15 protein-coding genes and 6 pseudogenes are annotated in these 16,418 nt (G+C 40.4%); 15 read left to right on the top strand and 6 right to left on the bottom strand.

The features are described 5' to 3' along the window. The first annotated feature begins 34 nt into the window (after nucleotides 1-34). Together OO773_RS07585 and selD are read left to right on the top strand one after the other, a co-directional pair. The gene (locus tag OO773_RS07585; RefSeq protein ID WP_264828517.1) at nucleotides 35-211 is read left to right on the top strand and encodes a hypothetical protein; all 177 of its coding nucleotides are present in this window, start codon (nucleotides 35-37) and stop codon (nucleotides 209-211) included. Nucleotides 212-286: 75 nt separating this feature from the next. Next, complete coding sequence (gene selD / locus OO773_RS07580) at nucleotides 287-1,240, top strand: selenide, water dikinase SelD (protein WP_040499253.1); 954 nt, start codon at nucleotides 287-289, stop codon at nucleotides 1,238-1,240. Here selD and OO773_RS07575 read toward each other — a convergent pair. The 4 genes from OO773_RS07575 to dnaG form a co-directional block, all read right to left on the bottom strand. Further along, nucleotides 1,237-1,599 (bottom strand): hypothetical protein, encoded by a 363-nt coding sequence (locus OO773_RS07575; protein WP_040499252.1) that lies wholly within the window; start codon nucleotides 1,597-1,599, stop codon nucleotides 1,237-1,239. The two genes, selD and OO773_RS07575, sit on opposite strands and share 4 nt — an antisense overlap. 117 nt (nucleotides 1,600-1,716) lie before the next feature. Then, nucleotides 1,717-2,565 (bottom strand): DUF5718 family protein, encoded by an 849-nt coding sequence (locus OO773_RS07570; protein ID WP_006564698.1) that lies wholly within the window; start codon nucleotides 2,563-2,565, stop codon nucleotides 1,717-1,719. 11 nt (nucleotides 2,566-2,576) lie between these two features. Beyond that, on the bottom strand, nucleotides 2,577-3,635 hold the full coding sequence (locus OO773_RS07565; protein WP_034375547.1) for an argininosuccinate synthase domain-containing protein: 1,059 nt from the start codon (nucleotides 3,633-3,635) through the stop codon (nucleotides 2,577-2,579). Beyond that, the gene (gene dnaG, locus OO773_RS07560; RefSeq protein WP_034375554.1) at nucleotides 3,632-5,281 is read right to left on the bottom strand and encodes a DNA primase; all 1,650 of its coding nucleotides are present in this window, start codon (nucleotides 5,279-5,281) and stop codon (nucleotides 3,632-3,634) included. Before dnaG ends, OO773_RS07565 begins: the two co-directional genes overlap by 4 nt. A gap of 229 nt (nucleotides 5,282-5,510) precedes the next feature. Here dnaG and groES point away from each other — a divergent pair, with 229 nt between their 5' ends. The 9 genes and pseudogenes from groES to OO773_RS07515 all read left to right on the top strand — a co-directional run. Further along, complete coding sequence (groES, locus tag OO773_RS07555) at nucleotides 5,511-5,846, top strand: co-chaperone GroES (RefSeq protein ID WP_006564695.1); 336 nt, start codon at nucleotides 5,511-5,513, stop codon at nucleotides 5,844-5,846. A 54-nt stretch (nucleotides 5,847-5,900) separates the two neighbouring features. After that, the gene (gene groL, locus OO773_RS07550) at nucleotides 5,901-7,586 is read left to right on the top strand and encodes a chaperonin GroEL (RefSeq protein WP_264828516.1); all 1,686 of its coding nucleotides are present in this window, start codon (nucleotides 5,901-5,903) and stop codon (nucleotides 7,584-7,586) included. Next, nucleotides 7,541-7,711 (top strand): annotated as a pseudogene (locus tag OO773_RS07545) (TCP-1/cpn60 chaperonin family protein); the annotation flags it as partial. The gene groL and the pseudogene OO773_RS07545, both read left to right, overlap by 46 nt. After that, nucleotides 7,685-8,665: an oxidoreductase gene (locus OO773_RS07540; protein ID WP_406600087.1), complete on the top strand. Its 981-nt coding sequence runs from the start codon at nucleotides 7,685-7,687 to the stop codon at nucleotides 8,663-8,665. The pseudogene OO773_RS07545 and the gene OO773_RS07540, both read left to right, overlap by 27 nt. A 31-nt stretch (nucleotides 8,666-8,696) precedes the next feature. Next, the gene (locus OO773_RS07535) at nucleotides 8,697-8,876 is read left to right on the top strand and encodes a DNA adenine methylase (protein ID WP_264828515.1); all 180 of its coding nucleotides are present in this window, start codon (nucleotides 8,697-8,699) and stop codon (nucleotides 8,874-8,876) included. A gap of 102 nt (nucleotides 8,877-8,978) precedes the next feature. Beyond that, the gene (locus tag OO773_RS10105; protein ID WP_406600093.1) at nucleotides 8,979-9,179 is read left to right on the top strand and encodes a hypothetical protein; all 201 of its coding nucleotides are present in this window, start codon (nucleotides 8,979-8,981) and stop codon (nucleotides 9,177-9,179) included. A gap of 104 nt (nucleotides 9,180-9,283) precedes the next feature. Next, nucleotides 9,284-9,451, top strand: a pseudogene (locus tag OO773_RS07525) (DNA adenine methylase); the annotation flags it as partial. After that, a pseudogene (locus tag OO773_RS07520) lies at nucleotides 9,447-9,665 on the top strand (oxidoreductase); the annotation flags it as partial. The pseudogenes OO773_RS07525 and OO773_RS07520, both read left to right, overlap by 5 nt. A 6-nt stretch (nucleotides 9,666-9,671) precedes the next feature. Continuing rightward, nucleotides 9,672-9,941: pseudogene (locus tag OO773_RS07515) on the top strand (type II restriction endonuclease); the annotation flags it as partial. A gap of 300 nt (nucleotides 9,942-10,241) precedes the next feature. On the opposite strand, the gene OO773_RS07510 reads toward OO773_RS07515, so the two are convergent. Beyond that, nucleotides 10,242-10,445, bottom strand: a complete 204-nt coding sequence (locus OO773_RS07510; RefSeq protein WP_158656545.1) for a hypothetical protein — start codon at nucleotides 10,443-10,445, stop codon at nucleotides 10,242-10,244. Nucleotides 10,446-10,480: 35 nt separating this feature from the next. Here OO773_RS07510 and OO773_RS07505 point away from each other — a divergent pair. The 4 genes and pseudogenes from OO773_RS07505 to OO773_RS07490 all read left to right on the top strand — a co-directional run. Further along, nucleotides 10,481-10,633, top strand: a pseudogene (locus OO773_RS07505) (DNA adenine methylase); the annotation flags it as partial. 211 nt (nucleotides 10,634-10,844) lie between these two features. Next, nucleotides 10,845-11,441, top strand: coding sequence for an outer membrane protein (locus tag OO773_RS07500; RefSeq protein WP_006565383.1), 597 nt, complete (start codon nucleotides 10,845-10,847; stop codon nucleotides 11,439-11,441). 91 nt (nucleotides 11,442-11,532) lie between these two features. Next, complete coding sequence (locus tag OO773_RS07495; RefSeq protein WP_264828514.1) at nucleotides 11,533-13,836, top strand: VirB4 family type IV secretion/conjugal transfer ATPase; 2,304 nt, start codon at nucleotides 11,533-11,535, stop codon at nucleotides 13,834-13,836. Between the two features lie 206 nt (nucleotides 13,837-14,042). Further along, nucleotides 14,043-15,233: pseudogene (locus tag OO773_RS07490) on the top strand (anaerobic C4-dicarboxylate transporter); the annotation flags it as partial. Between the two features lie 5 nt (nucleotides 15,234-15,238). Here the strand turns inward: OO773_RS07490 and nusA are convergent. Further along, nucleotides 15,239-16,363, bottom strand: coding sequence for a transcription termination factor NusA (nusA, locus tag OO773_RS07485; RefSeq protein ID WP_034377202.1), 1,125 nt, complete (start codon nucleotides 16,361-16,363; stop codon nucleotides 15,239-15,241). Nucleotides 16,364-16,418: the final 55 nt, after the last annotated feature.

Below are 16,418 nucleotides of genomic sequence, written 5' to 3'. Positions count from 1 at the left end.
TTTGTAGCGGATGAGTAATGATAATACGCTACACATGCACATTCTTACCCAACTCCCAAATCCTTTAGAACTACTTAAGATGACGGCTAAGGCTGTAGGGGCAAGCGAAGAGTTTGAAAACGAAACTATAGAAAATGCCGCTGTATATTGTGCAGATTGGCTACGCTCCTATAAAGATTCTAAAGTAAGCGGGAAGGCAAATGTGAGATAATAAAGCCTTTGAGGAGATAAAATGGAGGCGTTGACTCAGTTTGTCCGTTGTGCGGGTTGAGCGGCTAAGGTAGGTCTGGCAGATCTCAAACAAATCACAGCCCCTCTCAAACAGCCCCGCACTCCGGGTGTACTGTTAGATTTTAGCGATAGTGATGATTGTGGCGCTTTGCAGGTTGGGGGATCTTTGCTCGTGCAAAGTGTAGATGTGATCCCACCGGTGGTAGATGATCCTTACTTATATGGGCAAATAGCCACAGCCAACGCTTTAAGCGATGTATTTGCTAAGGGTGCGCGCGCTTTAAGTGCGCTTAGTATTTTAGCTTGGGATCAAGAACGGGTGAGCAAAGAAAGTGTACAGGCAATTTTGCAGGGCTCTTTAGATAAATTAAATGAGTGTGGCTGTTCTCTTTTGGGGGGGCATAGTTTAAGCGATTTAGAGCAAAAATTTGGTTTGAGTGTTACGGGGGTGGTTTTAAAAGAGCTTTGGCGCAATAATACAGCAGAAATAGGCGATGTGCTGATTTTAACCAAACCTCTAGGCAGTGGGATCATCACCACCGCCTTAAAAAGAAGGGTAATTGCTAACGCCCCTCATGCCCTTATTAGCATGGCAACTTTAAATGTTAAGGCGATGGAGGTTTTGCAAAAATTTAGTATACACGCTTGCACAGATGTAACCGGATTTGGATTACTTGGGCATGTAAGCCAAATGTTAAACCCCTCTATCTCTATAGAAATAGAAAGCGCCTCTATTTTACTTTTAGAGGGGGCGCTAGAATTAGCTAGGCAGGGGGTGTATCCGGGGGGCAGTGTAGCCAATCAAAAAGCTTTAAGCAATCAAGTTTTAAGCCACACTTCTTTACCCGAGATTCTTTTTTATGATGCCCAAACCTCTGGGGGATTATTAGCCACTTTAAAAGAAAACGAGGCTAAAGAATGCGTACAAATTTTAAAAGATGAAGGGATAGAGGCGCAGATAATAGGGCAATGTGTGCCCAGAAAAAGCCCCCCCCTTATACTTTTTTAACTCCAATCTGAGGGGCTTTTACCTTCTTTGATTTTTTGGATTTTGGCTTCATAACGGCGGATAGAAGTGAGGGTATTGTTATGGGTACGGCGAAATTTTTCAAAGGACTCACGAATAGATTGCATGCTAATTTTACAGCGCTTAGACACAAGTCTTAAACTCATGTAAACATCATTGAGGGGTTTATAAGCTTGGCAACGATTAACAAAAAATTTGTAGCGGGCTGAAATATCCTTACAGCCATAAAGCTGTTTCTTACTCTTTTTTAGATAAGTCGCATAAGTTGCCTCTTGTTGCAAATACTCAGCCTTCAGTTTGTTAAATTCCTGATGCAGATCCAGATTCTCTTTTAGTTTCATGCTCATTCTCCATTTATGTATATCTAGGTAGCGGATGAGTAATGATTGTATTAAATTATAAAACCTAACCAAACGGCTATTAGGGTTCTTTATTTCAAAATAATACTAGATTGATCGCTAATCGCCACTCTCTAGGGCGATTTTTTGTTGTACAATGGAAGTGTCTGCCAAATGGCTGATGAGTAACTCATTAGAAGCAGTCATATCCAAGAGTTTTTCAATGGCGTAGCGGCGGTGGTTATAAGCAATAATGGTGATCACATCATCTTGCTTTAAAAAGTTTTCTTGTCCAAAGGGCATGTAAGGAGTAGCGCCAATGGCCACTAGCATTTTAGAAGGGTAATTACAAGAGCCTAACACCTCTTTAAGATTTTCTAAACTTCCCACATCTTCTTGCGTGTTAAGCATCTCTACAATCCAATTTAAAAGTTTTTCATAAAAGTACTCGTATTTAGTGAGTTTGGAATTTTCGCCATACATATGGGTTTGCCCATCTCGTGTTAAAAAGGAGGCAATGGAGTAATCATTACACACCCCACCATAAACAAAACGATCAATGGGCAATCTAGCCCCCACGCCTTTAGAAGCCCTAGAAAAATTCTTTTTAGCTGAAAGTCTGGTGGATTTGAGATTGCGGATTGAAGCGTCGTTAAAAGCCATGAAATAATGCGGGATAATTTTTTCTACCTCTTGCTCTTTACCATACACCACCTCACACTCTAGCGCGATTTCTGGCTCTGCTTGGGCATTTAGGCTTAAATCATCTGGTAAAATCACCCATTTATTATCTAAACAATAACGCCCCAAATACCCCTTTGCATGCGGGATATAAAAAGGGAAAAGCCCTTTAGGCGCGTCTTTTTCTACATGTTTCATGCGGATATTTGTAAAATTATCCGACTCGCCTGCTTGTTCTAAGTGTCCTGCAAAATTGCCCACCACCCCCAAACCAATAAAATCTTGCATCCATGCTCCTTTCAGTGTAAAAATAAATATTGTTGGGCTTTCTTGCGACTCAAGGGGGACACTTCAAAAGCCAGATTGCCTACTTGTACCTCATAAACCTGATTAGGTGTACTTTTGCCATAGCCAAGAACAATCTGAGCTGCTAAAATTTTTTCCTCTGTACTGGCGCATTTTTCTATTAAACCAAGTGGCCCCTTGCAACTGCGTAGCTCTATTTTATCCATTAAGGGGTGTTGCGTGTCTAGTTTGCTATTTTCTATCTCATTTCTAGCCACAATCACCCGCGTATTGCCCACCACCATATAACGGCCTACCTTGACTAATACGCTATCTTGAACCACCATTTCTTGCTTGGTAGCTTGGCGGTGGGCTTGCAAATCTTTGAGTTTTTGACTCACGCTTAAATCGGTGAGCAAACACCCCCCACCGGGTTTTTCATAATATTTTAAGCCTAGTTCTTGCACCCTCTCAAGCTGGTATACACGGCTACGCCCCTGCACATCTAAAAGCCTATTACGATCCACCCACCCTTGTTTCTCCATAAAACTAGGCTCTAAGAGTTTAGCGCTCATGGGTCTTAAAAGCAGTTGATCTAAAAATTGGGGTTTATTTATATTCTGACCACTGCGATCGAGCAATGCATCAAAACAGCTTTGTTCTCCAAAGGCGCGTACCAGCTTTTTAACTTGATCCATAGCTTCTCTGCGCTGGCTTTTAGGTCTTTGCCCTAAAACCTCACCACTGATCACAAAATCTGCCCTGAGTTCTAAAAGTTTATAAAAAGCCTGTTTAAACATATTGGCATGGCAATCAATACAAGGGTTAAAATATTTCCCATAACCGTATTTTGGGCTAAACAACACCTCGTTAAAAAACTGCTCGCGAATATCACAAAGCAACAATTCTACCCCAATCTGCTTAGTGGCATTTTGTAAATATTCTAATTTATCCTTATTGCCTCCAAAGCCAATATTAAAGTGCAAGGCAATCACTTCTATTCCCTGTGAGGCCACTAGGTGCATAGAGAGTAAACTATCCAATCCTCCGCTAAAAAGGGCTAATGCTTTCATATCTGAACTAACTCTCCTTTGTTGATCTGTTGTAATTTAGTCCGCCATTTTACTAGAATTTCTAACCTTTCTTGCGGGTTAAGCTCTTTGTTGAGGTGATTAGTCTCTTCAATCCTTCTTTGGCAATGGCGCTTGATAAATAAAAGAAGTTGGGCTTTAAAATCCTGCTCAAAGTTTTCAGAAAGGGTAGGTAGACGATTATCTAACTTGATATTTAAAATTTGCACATTCTCCTCTCCTAAGCAAAGGGTGTTAAATTCCTGCGCGCAGTGCTCAAAAGTTTCAGGGTGGATATAATTTTTGGCTTGCGTTAAAAGCTCTGGGTGTAAGGCCATGTATTTAATTAAAATCTCCTCAAGCGGATTTTTAATAAGCCGTTCTGCTGCTTGCATCTGGGGTAGGGGGTTTTTTTTCAAAGTAAGGGCATTTCTTGGGAGTTTTAAAAGAGAGGCTGCCATAGGCCTATATTCCTCCTGCAACACTTGAGGCAAGCTATGTAAAAAGGTTTGCGCTTCTTTAAAAGCCTTTTGTTTCTGTAAGGCATCGCTTAAAGAATAGGGTTTTACAAGACCTTTTAGGACAAATTCAATAAAAGGGATAGGTTTTTGCAAAAGCGCTTTAAGTTCGGCACTTTTACCCTGAGTAATCATGTCGGCTGGATCGAGTGCATTGTTTAAAAGTACCACACCCCCTCTTTTAAGCTCCAAAGAGAGGATTTTACTCGCCCTTAAAGCCGCTAAATATCCCGCTTCATCGCCATCATAAAGCAAGATCACAGATGGATCGCCCCGGTTTAAAATGGGAATATGTGTTTCTGTTAAAGCCGTTCCTAAAGTAGCCACAGCCGTTTTAAAACCAGCCTGTTGGAGTAAGATCACATCTAAATAGCCCTCTGTGAGAATAATTTGTTTGGTTTTAAAAATAGCCTCGCGGGCTTGGAAGTAACCATAAAGTAGTTTAGATTTATTAAACAGCACGGTTTGAGGAGAATTAATGTACTTAGCCGCGCCGGAATTATCTTGTAAAATCCGCCCGCCAAAGCCCACCATTTTACCATTAGGGTTATGGATAGGAAAAATTAGTCGCTGCTTAAGGCGCACAAAACTCTTATTATCCTCCTCCCCTAATACCCCTAATTCAAGTAGGGCTTGGCGGTCTAATTTTTCTTGGTTTATAAAATCTAAAACACTTTGGGGGGCACAAAACCCTAAATTAAAAGCCTTGATAGACTCTTCTTTAAGCCCTCTTTGTTTTAAATAATCCAAAACCAAAGGGTGTTTTTTAAGTTGAATCTGGTAACACTGGGCGATTTTTTCTAATAAATCTGTGGAGGGCAGGGTTTGTTTTTGCTCTGTAGTGTATTGCAAGGGCAAGTTAAACATATGGGCTAGTTTTTGCACCGCGCTTATAAAATCTAACTTTTCATATTCCATCACAAAGGTGATGGCATTACCCGCTTTAGAGCAACCATAACACTTAAAAGAGTTGCGGGAGGGGTTGATCATAAAACTAGGGGTTTTTTCATCATGGAAAGGGCAGATAGCCCGGTAATTGCTACCCACTCTTTTTAAATCAATGTAACTTTGCACCACTTCTACAATGTCTGCTACTTGTTTGAGTTGTTCTAAAGACTCTTGGCTGATCATAATTTGGAATGTAGCACATAAAACTTTGATTTTAACTAATGCCTTTCTTGCGGGTTAAGCTCTTTGTTGAGGTGATTAGTCTCTTCAATCCTTCTTTGGCAATGGCGCTTGATAAATAAAAGAAGTTGGGCTTTAAAATCCTGCTCAAACTTGACTTTTTGGCAATATTTAGCTAAAATCGTGGCACTTAAATTTTTTAAGTGCTAATTTTTGCAAAAAAGGAGTTTCCATGTTTAAGCCACTTGGCGAAAGAGTGCTAGTTGAAAGACTAGAAGAAGAAAAGAAAACACCCTCTGGCATTATCATTCCAGATAACGCCAAAGAAAAACCCCAAATGGGTGTAGTGAAGGCTGTTAGCCACAAAGTTAGCGAGGAACATAAATACCTCAAAGAGGGCGATGTAGTGGCCTTTGGCAAATACAAAGGTAGCGAAATTGTTTTAGGCGATAAAGAATTTATCGTTTTAGACTTAGAAGATGTCTTAGGCATAGTAGATTCGCATCACCACGGACATGGAGAACATAAGGGCAATAAGCACGAGGGCCATAGCCACCACAACCATTAGTTTTTTTCTACGCACAAAAGTGTTATCACATTAAAATTTTAAAAAGGACAAACCATGGCAACTAAAGAGATCAAGTTTTCAGACAGCGCACGCAGTAAACTTTTTGAAGGCGTAAAACAACTTAACGACGCTGTTAAAGTTACAATGGGCCCCCGCGGGCGTAATGTGCTCATTCAAAAAAGCTATGGCGCGCCTAGCATCACAAAAGACGGCGTGAGCGTGGCTAAAGAAATTGAGCTATCCTGCCCTGTGGCTAATATGGGCGCACAACTAGTTAAAGAAGTGGCTAGTAAAACCGCCGATGCTGCTGGAGATGGCACCACTACAGCTACCGTGCTAGCTTATAGCATTTTTAAAGAGGGCTTGCGCAATATCACAGCGGGGGCTAATCCTATTGAAGTTAAACGAGGCATGGATAAAGCCAGCGAGGCTATCATTGCTGAACTTAAAAAGGCAAGCAAAAAAGTAGGCGGGAAAGAGGAAATCACCCAAGTAGCTACTATTTCGGCTAACTCTGATGAAAAAATTGGCAAACTCATTGCCGATGCGATGGAAAAAGTGGGCAAAGACGGGGTGATCACCGTAGAGGAAGCAAAAGGAATTGAGGACGAATTAGATGTGGTGGAGGGCATGCAATTTGATCGCGGCTATCTCTCCCCTTATTTTGTAACCAATGCGGAAAAAATGACCACCCAACTAGAAAACGCCTACATTCTTTTAACTGATAAGAAAATTTCTAGCATGAAAGATATTTTACCTCTGTTAGAGCGCACCATGAAAGAGGGTAAACCCCTATTAATTATCGCTGAAGACATTGAGGGCGAAGCGCTTACAACTTTGGTTGTGAATAAACTTAGAGGTGTGCTTAATGTAGCCGCTGTTAAAGCCCCCGGATTTGGCGATCGCAGAAAAGAAATGCTTAAAGACATTGCTATTTTAACCGGCGGAGAAGTTATTTCTGAGGAACTGGGCAAAACTTTAGAAAATGCTAGCGTAGAGGATCTAGGTGTAGCGGCAAGAATTGTTATTGATAAAGATAACACCACGATCGTAGATGGCAAAGGTAAAGCCCATGCGGTTAAAGATCGCATCGCTCAAATTAAAACCCAAATTGAGGCTACAACTAGCGATTATGATCGCGAAAAACTCCAAGAAAGGCTAGCTAAGCTTAGCGGAGGCGTGGCTGTGATTAAAGTGGGCGCGGCTTCTGAGGTGGAAATGAAAGAGAAAAAAGATCGCGTAGACGATGCGCTTTCTGCGACTAAAGCTGCTGTTGAAGAAGGCATTGTTATTGGCGGGGGTGCGGCTTTAATCCGTGCAGCCCAAAAAGTGCATTTAGAATTACAAGAAGATGAAAAAGTGGGCTATGAAATCATTAAACGCGCGATTAAGGCCCCTTTAGCCCAGATTGCAGCCAATGCCGGTTATGATCGTGGGGTGGTGGTTAATGAGGTAGAAAAACACAAAGAAGCGCATTTTGGTTTTAATGCAAGCAATGGCGAATATGTAGACATGTTTAAGGCCGGTATTATTGATCCGCTTAAAGTAGCCCGCATTGCTTTACAAAACGCGGTTTCTGTTTCTAGTTTGCTTCTTACAACTGAGGCCACTGTGCATGAAGTTAAAGAAGAAAAACCCGCTACTCCGGCCGTACCTGATATGGGCGGCATGGGTGGTATGGGAGGTATGGGCGGCTCAAGTTTTCAGACAGCGCACGCAGTAAACTTTTTGAAGGCGTAAAACAACTTAACGACGCTGTTAAAGTTACAATGGGCCCCCGCGGGCGTAATGTGCTCATTCAAAAAAGCTATGGCGCGCCTAGCATCACAAAAGACGGCGTGAGCGTGGCTAAAGAAATTGAGCTATGCGTAGTGATGCCCCCAATGGTACAATACATCGCTCAAGATGGTTATGTGAATGAGTGGCATACCCAGCACTATATCAGCCGTGCTATTGGGCAGGTAGGGTTAATTATTGTGGAGGCATCAGCAATTAATGCCTCTGCTAGAATTTCTGAGGGTGATTTAGGGATTTATGAAGAAGGGCATATCAAGGGTCTAACCCACATTGTAGAAAAATGCCACCAATACGGCTCTAAAATAGCCATACAACTTGCCCATGCGGGTAGAAAAGTTGAGCTTAAAAACACAACCCTTTTAGCCCCCTCAGCCTTGCGTTTTAATGATCGCCATGCCATGCCTAAAGAGATGGACAAAGAAGACATCAGGGCCGTTATTGCAGATTTTAAGAAAGCAGCTCTAAGAGCCAAACAGGCGGGTTTTGATGCCATAGAAGTACACGGCGCGCATGGTTATTTGATCAGCAGTTTTCTCTCTCCTCTTAGCAACCAACGCACCGATGCTTATGGTAGAAACCGCGCGCTTTTTCTACAAGAAGTTTTAGAGGCTGTTGGCAGCGCAGTTGATCTGCCCATTTTATTACGCGTTTCGGCTAGAGACTATCACAAAGATGGCAATACACCCGAGAAAATAGCCACACTTCTTACACCTCTTGATCATCTCTACGATGCTTTAGATGTGAGCAGTGGGGGGGTGGTAGAAGCGCCTATTAAAGTGTATCCGGGCTATCAGATCGCAGCAGCAGAATTTCTTAAAGAAGCGCTAGACAAACCCACAATCGGGGGTGGTTTGCTTGAAGAACCTAAAATGGTACAAAGAATTATTGGGAGTCAAACCACCGATGCGATCTATTTAGCCCGTGCGCTTTTAAAAAATCCGTTTTGGTGCTTTAATGCAGCTTTGCAACTTGGACAAGAGATAGATATTCCTAAACCTTACGAGCGCATCAAGTATTTATAATTTTTATATGGGGGGGTGTATTTTTTAATTCATGCAAAAGGGCGCATTTTTAAAAAGTCTTTATTCACAAAAGCTACGGTATAAACGCTATAGCAAAAGCCCCTTGCGTTATGGTGGGGGTAAATCTTTAGCCGTTGGGTTGATCTTAGAACACATGCCAGATGTTAAGAGAGTAATTAGCCCTTTTATGGGTGGGGGCAGGCCCCTTTAGCCCAGATTGCAGCCAATGCCGGTTATGATCGTGGGGTGGTGGTTAATGAGGTAGAAAAACACAAAGAAGCGCATTTTGGTTTTAATGCAAGCAATGGCGAATATGGCTTTACTTGCACTAGAGCCTTCATTAGAGGTTTATAACACCATTAAAGCCGAATTAAAAGCGCATTATAAAAAAGAATGCTGCTTCGTACAACTGAGGCCACTTGTGCATGAAGTTAAAGAAGAAAAACCCGCTACTCCGGCCATACCTGATATGGGCGGCATGGGTGGTATGGGAGGTATGGGCGGCATGATGTAGCCCTAAGGGAACTTAAAAATTTTCTTATCAATATACCTTTCGTGAGCTATTATTTTTTACAAACGATAAACTATGCTCTTATAACCCATAAAGAAAGGAACTTTACGCCTTATTTTTTAGAGGGGGATTCAAAGATGTTTAGAGGGATTTATCCGATGCGCAATTTTCCTATCCATCATAATGGTTTTGCGCATGAAAAACTAGCACAACTACTTAAAAAGCGCCCGGGTCCCTTTATCTTAAGTTATAACGATTGTTCCTTTGTGCGTGAGGGTGGAGGCATCAGCAATTAATGCCTCTGCTAGAATTTCTGAGGGTGATTTAGAGGATTATGAAGAAGGGCATATCAAGGGTCTAACCCACATTGTAGAAAAATGCCACCAATACGGCTCTAAAATAGCCATACAACTTGCCCATGCGGGTAGAAAAGTTGAGCTTAAAAACACAACCCTTTTAGCCCCCTCAGCCTTGCGTTTTAATGATCGCCATGCCATGCCTAAAGAGATGGACAAAGAAGACATCAGGGCCGTTATTGCAGATTTTATTTTAACCAAGAATGTAGCGCGGGTGTATTTAATTGTTGTAGATGGAGTGGTTAAAAAGATTGGAGGTTCTCAAGCACAAGGTGGGATTAAAAAGACTTTAGAAATTTATAGAGATGGTGGTGTGAATGGGCGGCCTAGTATTAGAAGTTTTGGGATTTGGTATTTTCTTTACCATAGCATTCTTGCGGGCAAAAATATAGAGTTTTATCAGTTATTTTAAAGACGCCTTATATTTAACGCTTTTTACGAGTATTTTAAAGAATGGATCGAGCAGTATGAAAAAGATTTGAATTTTTTTTGCATACGCATGTACGCGCTATATCTCTGTCTTTAGCATTAAAAATGGTTAGGATTTCTTGCTACTAACTCTTTACCTGTGAAGTGCCCAAATGCTAAAGACATTTGGGCTTCCTAGGCTGATGTTGCCCGTAGGGAGAGTTTGGTTCTCACTCTGTGTCCCTATAGTAGGGATTTTACAGAGTTTGAGCTCCAACGCATTCCCTACAGGTCTCACACATCATATCTCCAAAGGCATAACTTCCGACACTTCCTGCCGTAGATACGAATGTATGGGGGCATTATACCACAAATTAGTGGCATTCATCCCACCCGCTAAAGACGAGTGGGATTTCTGCCGGAGAGTTTTAAAATAAGCCAAACTTCTGGCCATTTGCATAACTGGTAAATTAGAATCTGTGAAAAAGTAAGAAAAACTATCCAACTCAATTCTTTAATTGACAGAGCTCATTTTTTAGAATTGTAGTTGGCAGTGTAGAGATTGCCTGTGCAATGGAGCTAGGAATAGAAGTATTTGCTTTTGATATTTTTGATATTTTAATTAATTTCTGGCAAGTGCTTTTAAAAGATAAAGAGCGCCTTTATTTAAACAAAGCGACACTAGATACCAACTAACCCCCAAAAGCATTTTAGCCACAGAGAATTAAAGAGAAGGTCTAAAATATAGAAGGATTTTTAGGGTACACAAAAAAGCAAAAACCTTTTTGTTTGCTATGTGTTTGCCATGTCCGCCTAGTATGGACGATCTGATCCATGCTTTTTTAAGCAGAATCTGGAACACTATTAGCTTATGTGTTTCTATCTTAAAAATAAGGAGTTTTTTATGAGTCTCAAGCGCACTTTTAAAAGCTTAACCCTTTCTAGTCTGGTAGCTGTTAGTGCCATGTCTGTAGCCCAAGCAGATGAAAAAAATGGGTTTTTCTTAGGTCTAGGTTACCAGCAAGGTAGAGCAGGAGAGAATGCGTATAGAGTTCCTCTTACCTCTGGCATGCACCTTTATGGTTTAGGGGCACAGATTGGTGGCGTTGGGTTTGTCAATAAATGGTTTGGTGGCCAAATTTATGGCTTCTTTGATTACCAAAATTCCCCCCGAATTGGCGCTAATTCTAATGACAAATATAATGTGTACACCTATGGCGGTGCTGCTGACATGATTGTTAACTTCATCGCTACAAGTCCTTTTTCTATGGGTCTGGTGGGTGGTATCCAGCTTGCGGGTACTACTTGGGATTATAAAGACTGGACACTACACACCGGTTTTCAATTCCTCTTTAATGTAGGTGGCCGTATCCGTATTGGTGATCACTCCGCTATCCAAGCAGGTATTAAATTCCCTATGATTCCTCAGAATACTAACCATAATAAAAATATGATGACGAGGTACTATGCTTGGTATGTGAATTATGTCTTTACATTCTAACCTTCACGCGTAGTTTACTAGCTCCCTTCCGGGAGCAATTCTTACTCTTATTTACCACACGCCGCTATAATTAGATTTTTGAAAGGGTCTAATGTTCCATGTGCTGTGGGATTTTTTATACAATAAAACCCTAGATTTATTAGTAGGTGCTTTGCCAAAAGTACATTGCATGACTGAGGAAAATAATATTCTAGGGCTATATGATGCGCGCTTTTTACTCACTAAGAGCGAACAGTTAGTAGGAATGCTACAAATTGAGGGCTTGAGTGCAAATGCGATGGCCAAAGAGGAGCTACAAGGGTATTTTCAAAGTAAGCAAAATGCTTTAGATCAGTTGCAAGGGGTTGTTTTGCGCGTACACACTAAACGCCGTAAATTACAACTCAAACATGACCACCATTTGAGTAACCCTTATGCCCAATCCATCCTTAATCAATTTGAAAACAAAACTATTTATGAAAACACCTACACTCTTATTTTTGAAACCACTAAAAGCCCTATTAAAGATTTTTTAGAACAAAAGAAGCTAGAGATCACTACAAGTGCCTCCAAACAGCTGTATGAACACCAAGCTAAACTGCTCTCTGATTGCATGTCTAAAATAACCCATGCACTCCAGCCCTTTAAACCAAAACCCCTCACCGCCACGCAAGCCCTAAATTTCTACGCAGAATTTATCAACGGCTTTTTTATGCCTCTTAAGCCTACTTTGGGTTTTTTAGAAGATAGTTACATTGCGACTAATGTACATTTTAAAAAAGATTATTATATTCAAGAATATCATGAATCGCGCGTGCATAACCGCATTTTGGGGATTAAGGCCTATGCTAGTAAAACTCTAAGCTCTTTAGTCTTTACAAACTTATTACACCAAGAAAAAGAATTAGACATTATTTTTTCTATAGAGCCTTTAGAGACGCAAAAAGCCCTGTCCTTTATCCAAGAAAAAATCCGTTTGACCATTAGCTCACTAGTCAAGCAAGAGTTACAAGAATATTATGAGCGTATCCAAGCCAAACAGCTTTGTTTACAAAAAATTGCCTGTAATCTTATTCTTAGACACCCCCATTTAGAAACACTCAACCAAGAAACCCAAGAGGTTTTAAGCCTTTTATCTAATGGACATCTAGTAGGCGTTGTAGAAACCTTAGGACTTAGACCCGCTTATTTTTCCTTCTTTCCCGGGCGTTTGCATTTAAACCCTCGTTTGCGTTGCCAAAGTTCTCAAGCCCTAGCTTGTTTACTCGTCTTTGAAAAGCCAAATCGTGGTTTTAAATCAAACTCTTGGGGAAACATGCCCCTTAGTGTGTTTAAAAACCTCGATCATTCGCCCTATCTTTTTAATTTCCATAACCAAGAAGTACCACACAATACAGCACAACATAGTTTACATAGGGCTAATGGGCATACCATGATTATTGGCGCTACAGGAACGGGTAAGACGACTTTAATGAGTTTTTTAATGATGAGTGCGCTTAAATACGATCGGCTTAATATTCTAGCTTTAGATCGCGCCTATGGGTTGTTTTCCTACACCCATTATTTTAGCGGCACTTACAACTCAGGTACGCATTTTAAAATCAACCCCCTATCTCTTAAAAACTCCAAATATATGAATTATGTCTTTACATTTTTTTATTCGGCTATGCTAAATATCCCCCTAAAGCCACAAAACCAGCTAGATATTCAAGCCAGTAACGCCATTTCTAACACCCTTAAAACTTTATACGCTACCTTGCCCCCTCAAAGTTTTTCTTTGCAAGATTTTAAAGACGCATTCATTCATACCCAAGCTTTAAACCTAGAACCCTATTTACATAACCCGCTTTTTAACGCCTTAGAAGATAGCCTAGAATTTAAAACGCCTATCACAACTATTAACATGGACGCTATTAGTACTAATCCTAAAGATTTAGGGCTTTTGGCTTACTATATTTTCTATAAGATTTTACACCAAGCCCTAGAATACAACCGCGGCTTTTTACTCTTTATAGATGAATTTAAAAGTTATGCGCAAAATTCTATCCTAAACACACATATTAACACTTTAATCACCCAAGCTAGAAAGGCTAATGGGGTGGTGGTTTTGGCCTTGCAAGATACAAACCAACTTAACTCTATCCAAGATGCGGCTAGTTTTATTAAAAACATGGGTACTTTGATCTTTTATCCACAAAAACACATTGATAGTACAGCCCTTAGCCGTGATTTTGGAATCAAACTTAGCCACATGGAACAACACTTTTTAGAAAACACCCCCATGCATGCCCACCAAATTCTAGTTAAAAACATGGGCGATGGTAGTTCTAGTATTATTGATGTTAATTTACAATCTCTAGGCCCTTATTTACATATTTTTAATTCCAATGCAGGCTTAGCCAAACATTTACAGTAAAAAAGATTATTATATTCAAGAATATCATGAATCGCGCGTTTGCAATCTCATTTTGGGGATTTTGCAATTTGCTAGTGGAGTTTTGCATGGATAGTTGGCATCTGATTTTACAATTAATCGCGCTTTTAGAGACATTATTTTTTCTATAGAGCCTTTAGAGACGCAAAAAGCCCTGTCCTTTATCCAAGAAAAAATCCGTTTGACCATTAGGGCTTGGCATGCACCCTGGGGTTATTCCTTGGGATGTGATTTTAATTATTATGTCAGTAATTGGGGCAATTTCATGCATGCAATTGGCTGGGGGGTTAGATTATTTAGTACAAATTGCAGAAAAAGTTTTGCGTTCCAATCCTAAATACATCAATTATCTAGCGCCTTTAGTTACTTATACCCTCACTATCTTAGCCGGCACAGGACACACCTCTTTTTCGGTATTACCTGTTATTGTAGAGGTTTCTAAGGGACAAAATATCCGCCCCTGTCGCCCACTATCTTTAGCCGTAGTGGCTAGCCAAATTGCCATTACAGCTAGCCCTGTTTCTGCGGCTGTAATTACCATGAGTGCGTTTTTAGAACCCCTTGGGGTATCCTATCCCATTCTTTTAGTCATTTGTATTTCCACCACACTTTTAGCCTGCATGCTCACCGCATTCATCGTTAGCACCTTTCTACCCAATGCGCTTAATGCACAAGCACAGGTACAAACCGCCACTAAACAAGCTAGTACATTGCCCAAAAGTGCCAAACTTTCAGTTTATATTTTTCTTATAGGGATTTTAGCCGTCGTGTTATATGCAACGGCTATTTCTAAAAATGTTGGGTGGATTCATCCGGTTGTATTACCACGCGATGCGGCTATTGTAAGTTTTATGCTCACCATTGCTACTTGTATTGTCCTTTTTTGTAAACTCAAATGTAACGACTTAGTACAAACCAGTACTTTTAAAGCGGGCTTGAGTGCGTGTGTATGCGTACTAGGGGTAGCATGGCTTGGAGATACCTTTGTTAAGGGCTATATTGCACCTATTAAAGTTTTAGCCTCCTCTTTGCTTGGCCATTATCCTTTTTTATTAGCTATAGGCTTATTTTTCACTAGCATGCTTCTTTACTCTCAAGCAGCTACAACTAAAGCTTTAATTCCTAGCGTAATTTTAGCCTTAGGCCTCACACCTGAAAACCACCACGGGGTTTATATGGTAGTGGCTTCTTTTGCAGCCACATCAGCGCTTTTTGTGTTGCCTACTTATCCGACCTTATTAGGGGCTGTGCAAATGGATGATACGGGGAGTACTAAAATTGGCGCTTATATCTTTAACCACCCCTTCCTTTTTCCCGGTGTACTCGTGGTTACTTTTTCTGTGTGTTTTAGTTTTATACTATCACCTATGTTACTCTAGCCCACTTAGGGGGTATCTTTGGGAGGTTTGGCAAAAAGAGATTCAAGCATGCTCAAGCCTACCTTTTGATCTTTGGGCATGTTTTCTTTAGATTCAAGAACTTCAAAGTCAATATTATAACCAGTGAGCATGCAAGCTAGGCGCACATTGACCCCATTTTTACCAATGGCTTTACTTTTTTGATCGCCATAAAGGGTAACAAGTGCTCTTTTTTCTCCTTGTTCTTCACTTAGTTTAATGCGAATTGTTTGAGCAGGTGAAAGGGTATTTGCAATATAAATCTCTGGAATATCATTATAATGCACACAGTCAATGCTTTCATTGCACAATTCTTTACTAATTGCATTGATACGCACACCCTTAACACCCACAGTTGCCCCGATCGGATCAATTTGGCTATTATGCGAGCGCAAGGCTAATTTAGCCCGGTCCCCCGGAATTCTAGCAATGCCCATCACTTCAATTTCTTCATCAGCAATTTCAGGCACTTCTAAGCGCAAGAGGGCTTCTAAAAATTTAGGAGTCGTTCTTGAAAGTTCTAAGACTAAACCTTGTTTGCTAAAACGCACATTTTTTAAAATAGCCCGCACACTATTGCCTACTTTAAAGCTTTCCCCTTTAATACGATTTTTTAGGGCTAAGATTGCTTGTAATCCATCAATTTCAATATAAGTATTTTGATTAGCATCAATATCTAAAACAACCCCTGTAACAATGGTATTAAGCATGCTTTTATACTTCTGAAAATACTGATCCTCTAAACTTCTTTGGATATTGTATTCTAAGTCTTTAAAAAGCGTATTGACCGCGCCGCGTTTCATGTCTTTTAAACTGATTTCATAGTGCAACAAATCATTAGGCTTTAAAGAAGGATCGCTTTTATGGGCTTCTTTTAAAGACAGTGTATTTTTAGGGTCTTGCTCTAATTTAGGATCGCCATCAGCACACACCTCAACGACATGCAAGAGGGCTAGATCTTTATTTGAATCATCAATGACAAAATTAGCCTCTGTATCTAAACAACTCTGTGCAACTTTTAAAATGCTATTCTTCACAACATCTTTAATCGTCTCTAAACTCAAACCTTTTTCATAGGCAATCAATTCTACAATATCTAATATTTTCTCCACTTTTATCCTTTGGAATTTACACGGGGGAATAAGACCATTATAACAAAATTAATCT

Source organism: Helicobacter suis HS1, from assembly GCF_026000295.1.
In the GTDB taxonomy this organism is placed as follows: domain Bacteria; phylum Campylobacterota; class Campylobacteria; order Campylobacterales; family Helicobacteraceae; genus Helicobacter; species Helicobacter suis.
Note: the sequence above shows the minus strand (reverse complement) of the source record. Positions and strands in the feature narration are given on the sequence as shown.

Coding starts and splice junctions, on each gene's coding strand:
- OO773_RS07585 (WP_264828517.1), top strand. CDS start 35: ATGCACATTCTTACCCAACTCCCAAATCCTTTAGAACTACTTAAGATG.
- OO773_RS07575 (WP_040499252.1), bottom strand. CDS start 1,599: ATGAAACTAAAAGAGAATCTGGATCTGCATCAGGAATTTAACAAACTG.
- OO773_RS07570 (WP_006564698.1), bottom strand. CDS start 2,565: ATGCAAGATTTTATTGGTTTGGGGGTGGTGGGCAATTTTGCAGGACAC.
- OO773_RS07565 (WP_034375547.1), bottom strand. CDS start 3,635: ATGAAAGCATTAGCCCTTTTTAGCGGAGGATTGGATAGTTTACTCTCT.
- dnaG (WP_034375554.1), bottom strand. CDS start 5,281: ATGATCAGCCAAGAGTCTTTAGAACAACTCAAACAAGTAGCAGACATT.
- groES (WP_006564695.1), top strand. CDS start 5,511: ATGTTTAAGCCACTTGGCGAAAGAGTGCTAGTTGAAAGACTAGAAGAA.
- groL (WP_264828516.1), top strand. CDS start 5,901: ATGGCAACTAAAGAGATCAAGTTTTCAGACAGCGCACGCAGTAAACTT.
- OO773_RS07535 (WP_264828515.1), top strand. CDS start 8,697: ATGCAAAAGGGCGCATTTTTAAAAAGTCTTTATTCACAAAAGCTACGG.
- OO773_RS10105 (WP_406600093.1), top strand. CDS start 8,979: ATGGCTTTACTTGCACTAGAGCCTTCATTAGAGGTTTATAACACCATT.
- OO773_RS07500 (WP_006565383.1), top strand. CDS start 10,845: ATGAGTCTCAAGCGCACTTTTAAAAGCTTAACCCTTTCTAGTCTGGTA.
- OO773_RS07495 (WP_264828514.1), top strand. CDS start 11,533: ATGTTCCATGTGCTGTGGGATTTTTTATACAATAAAACCCTAGATTTA.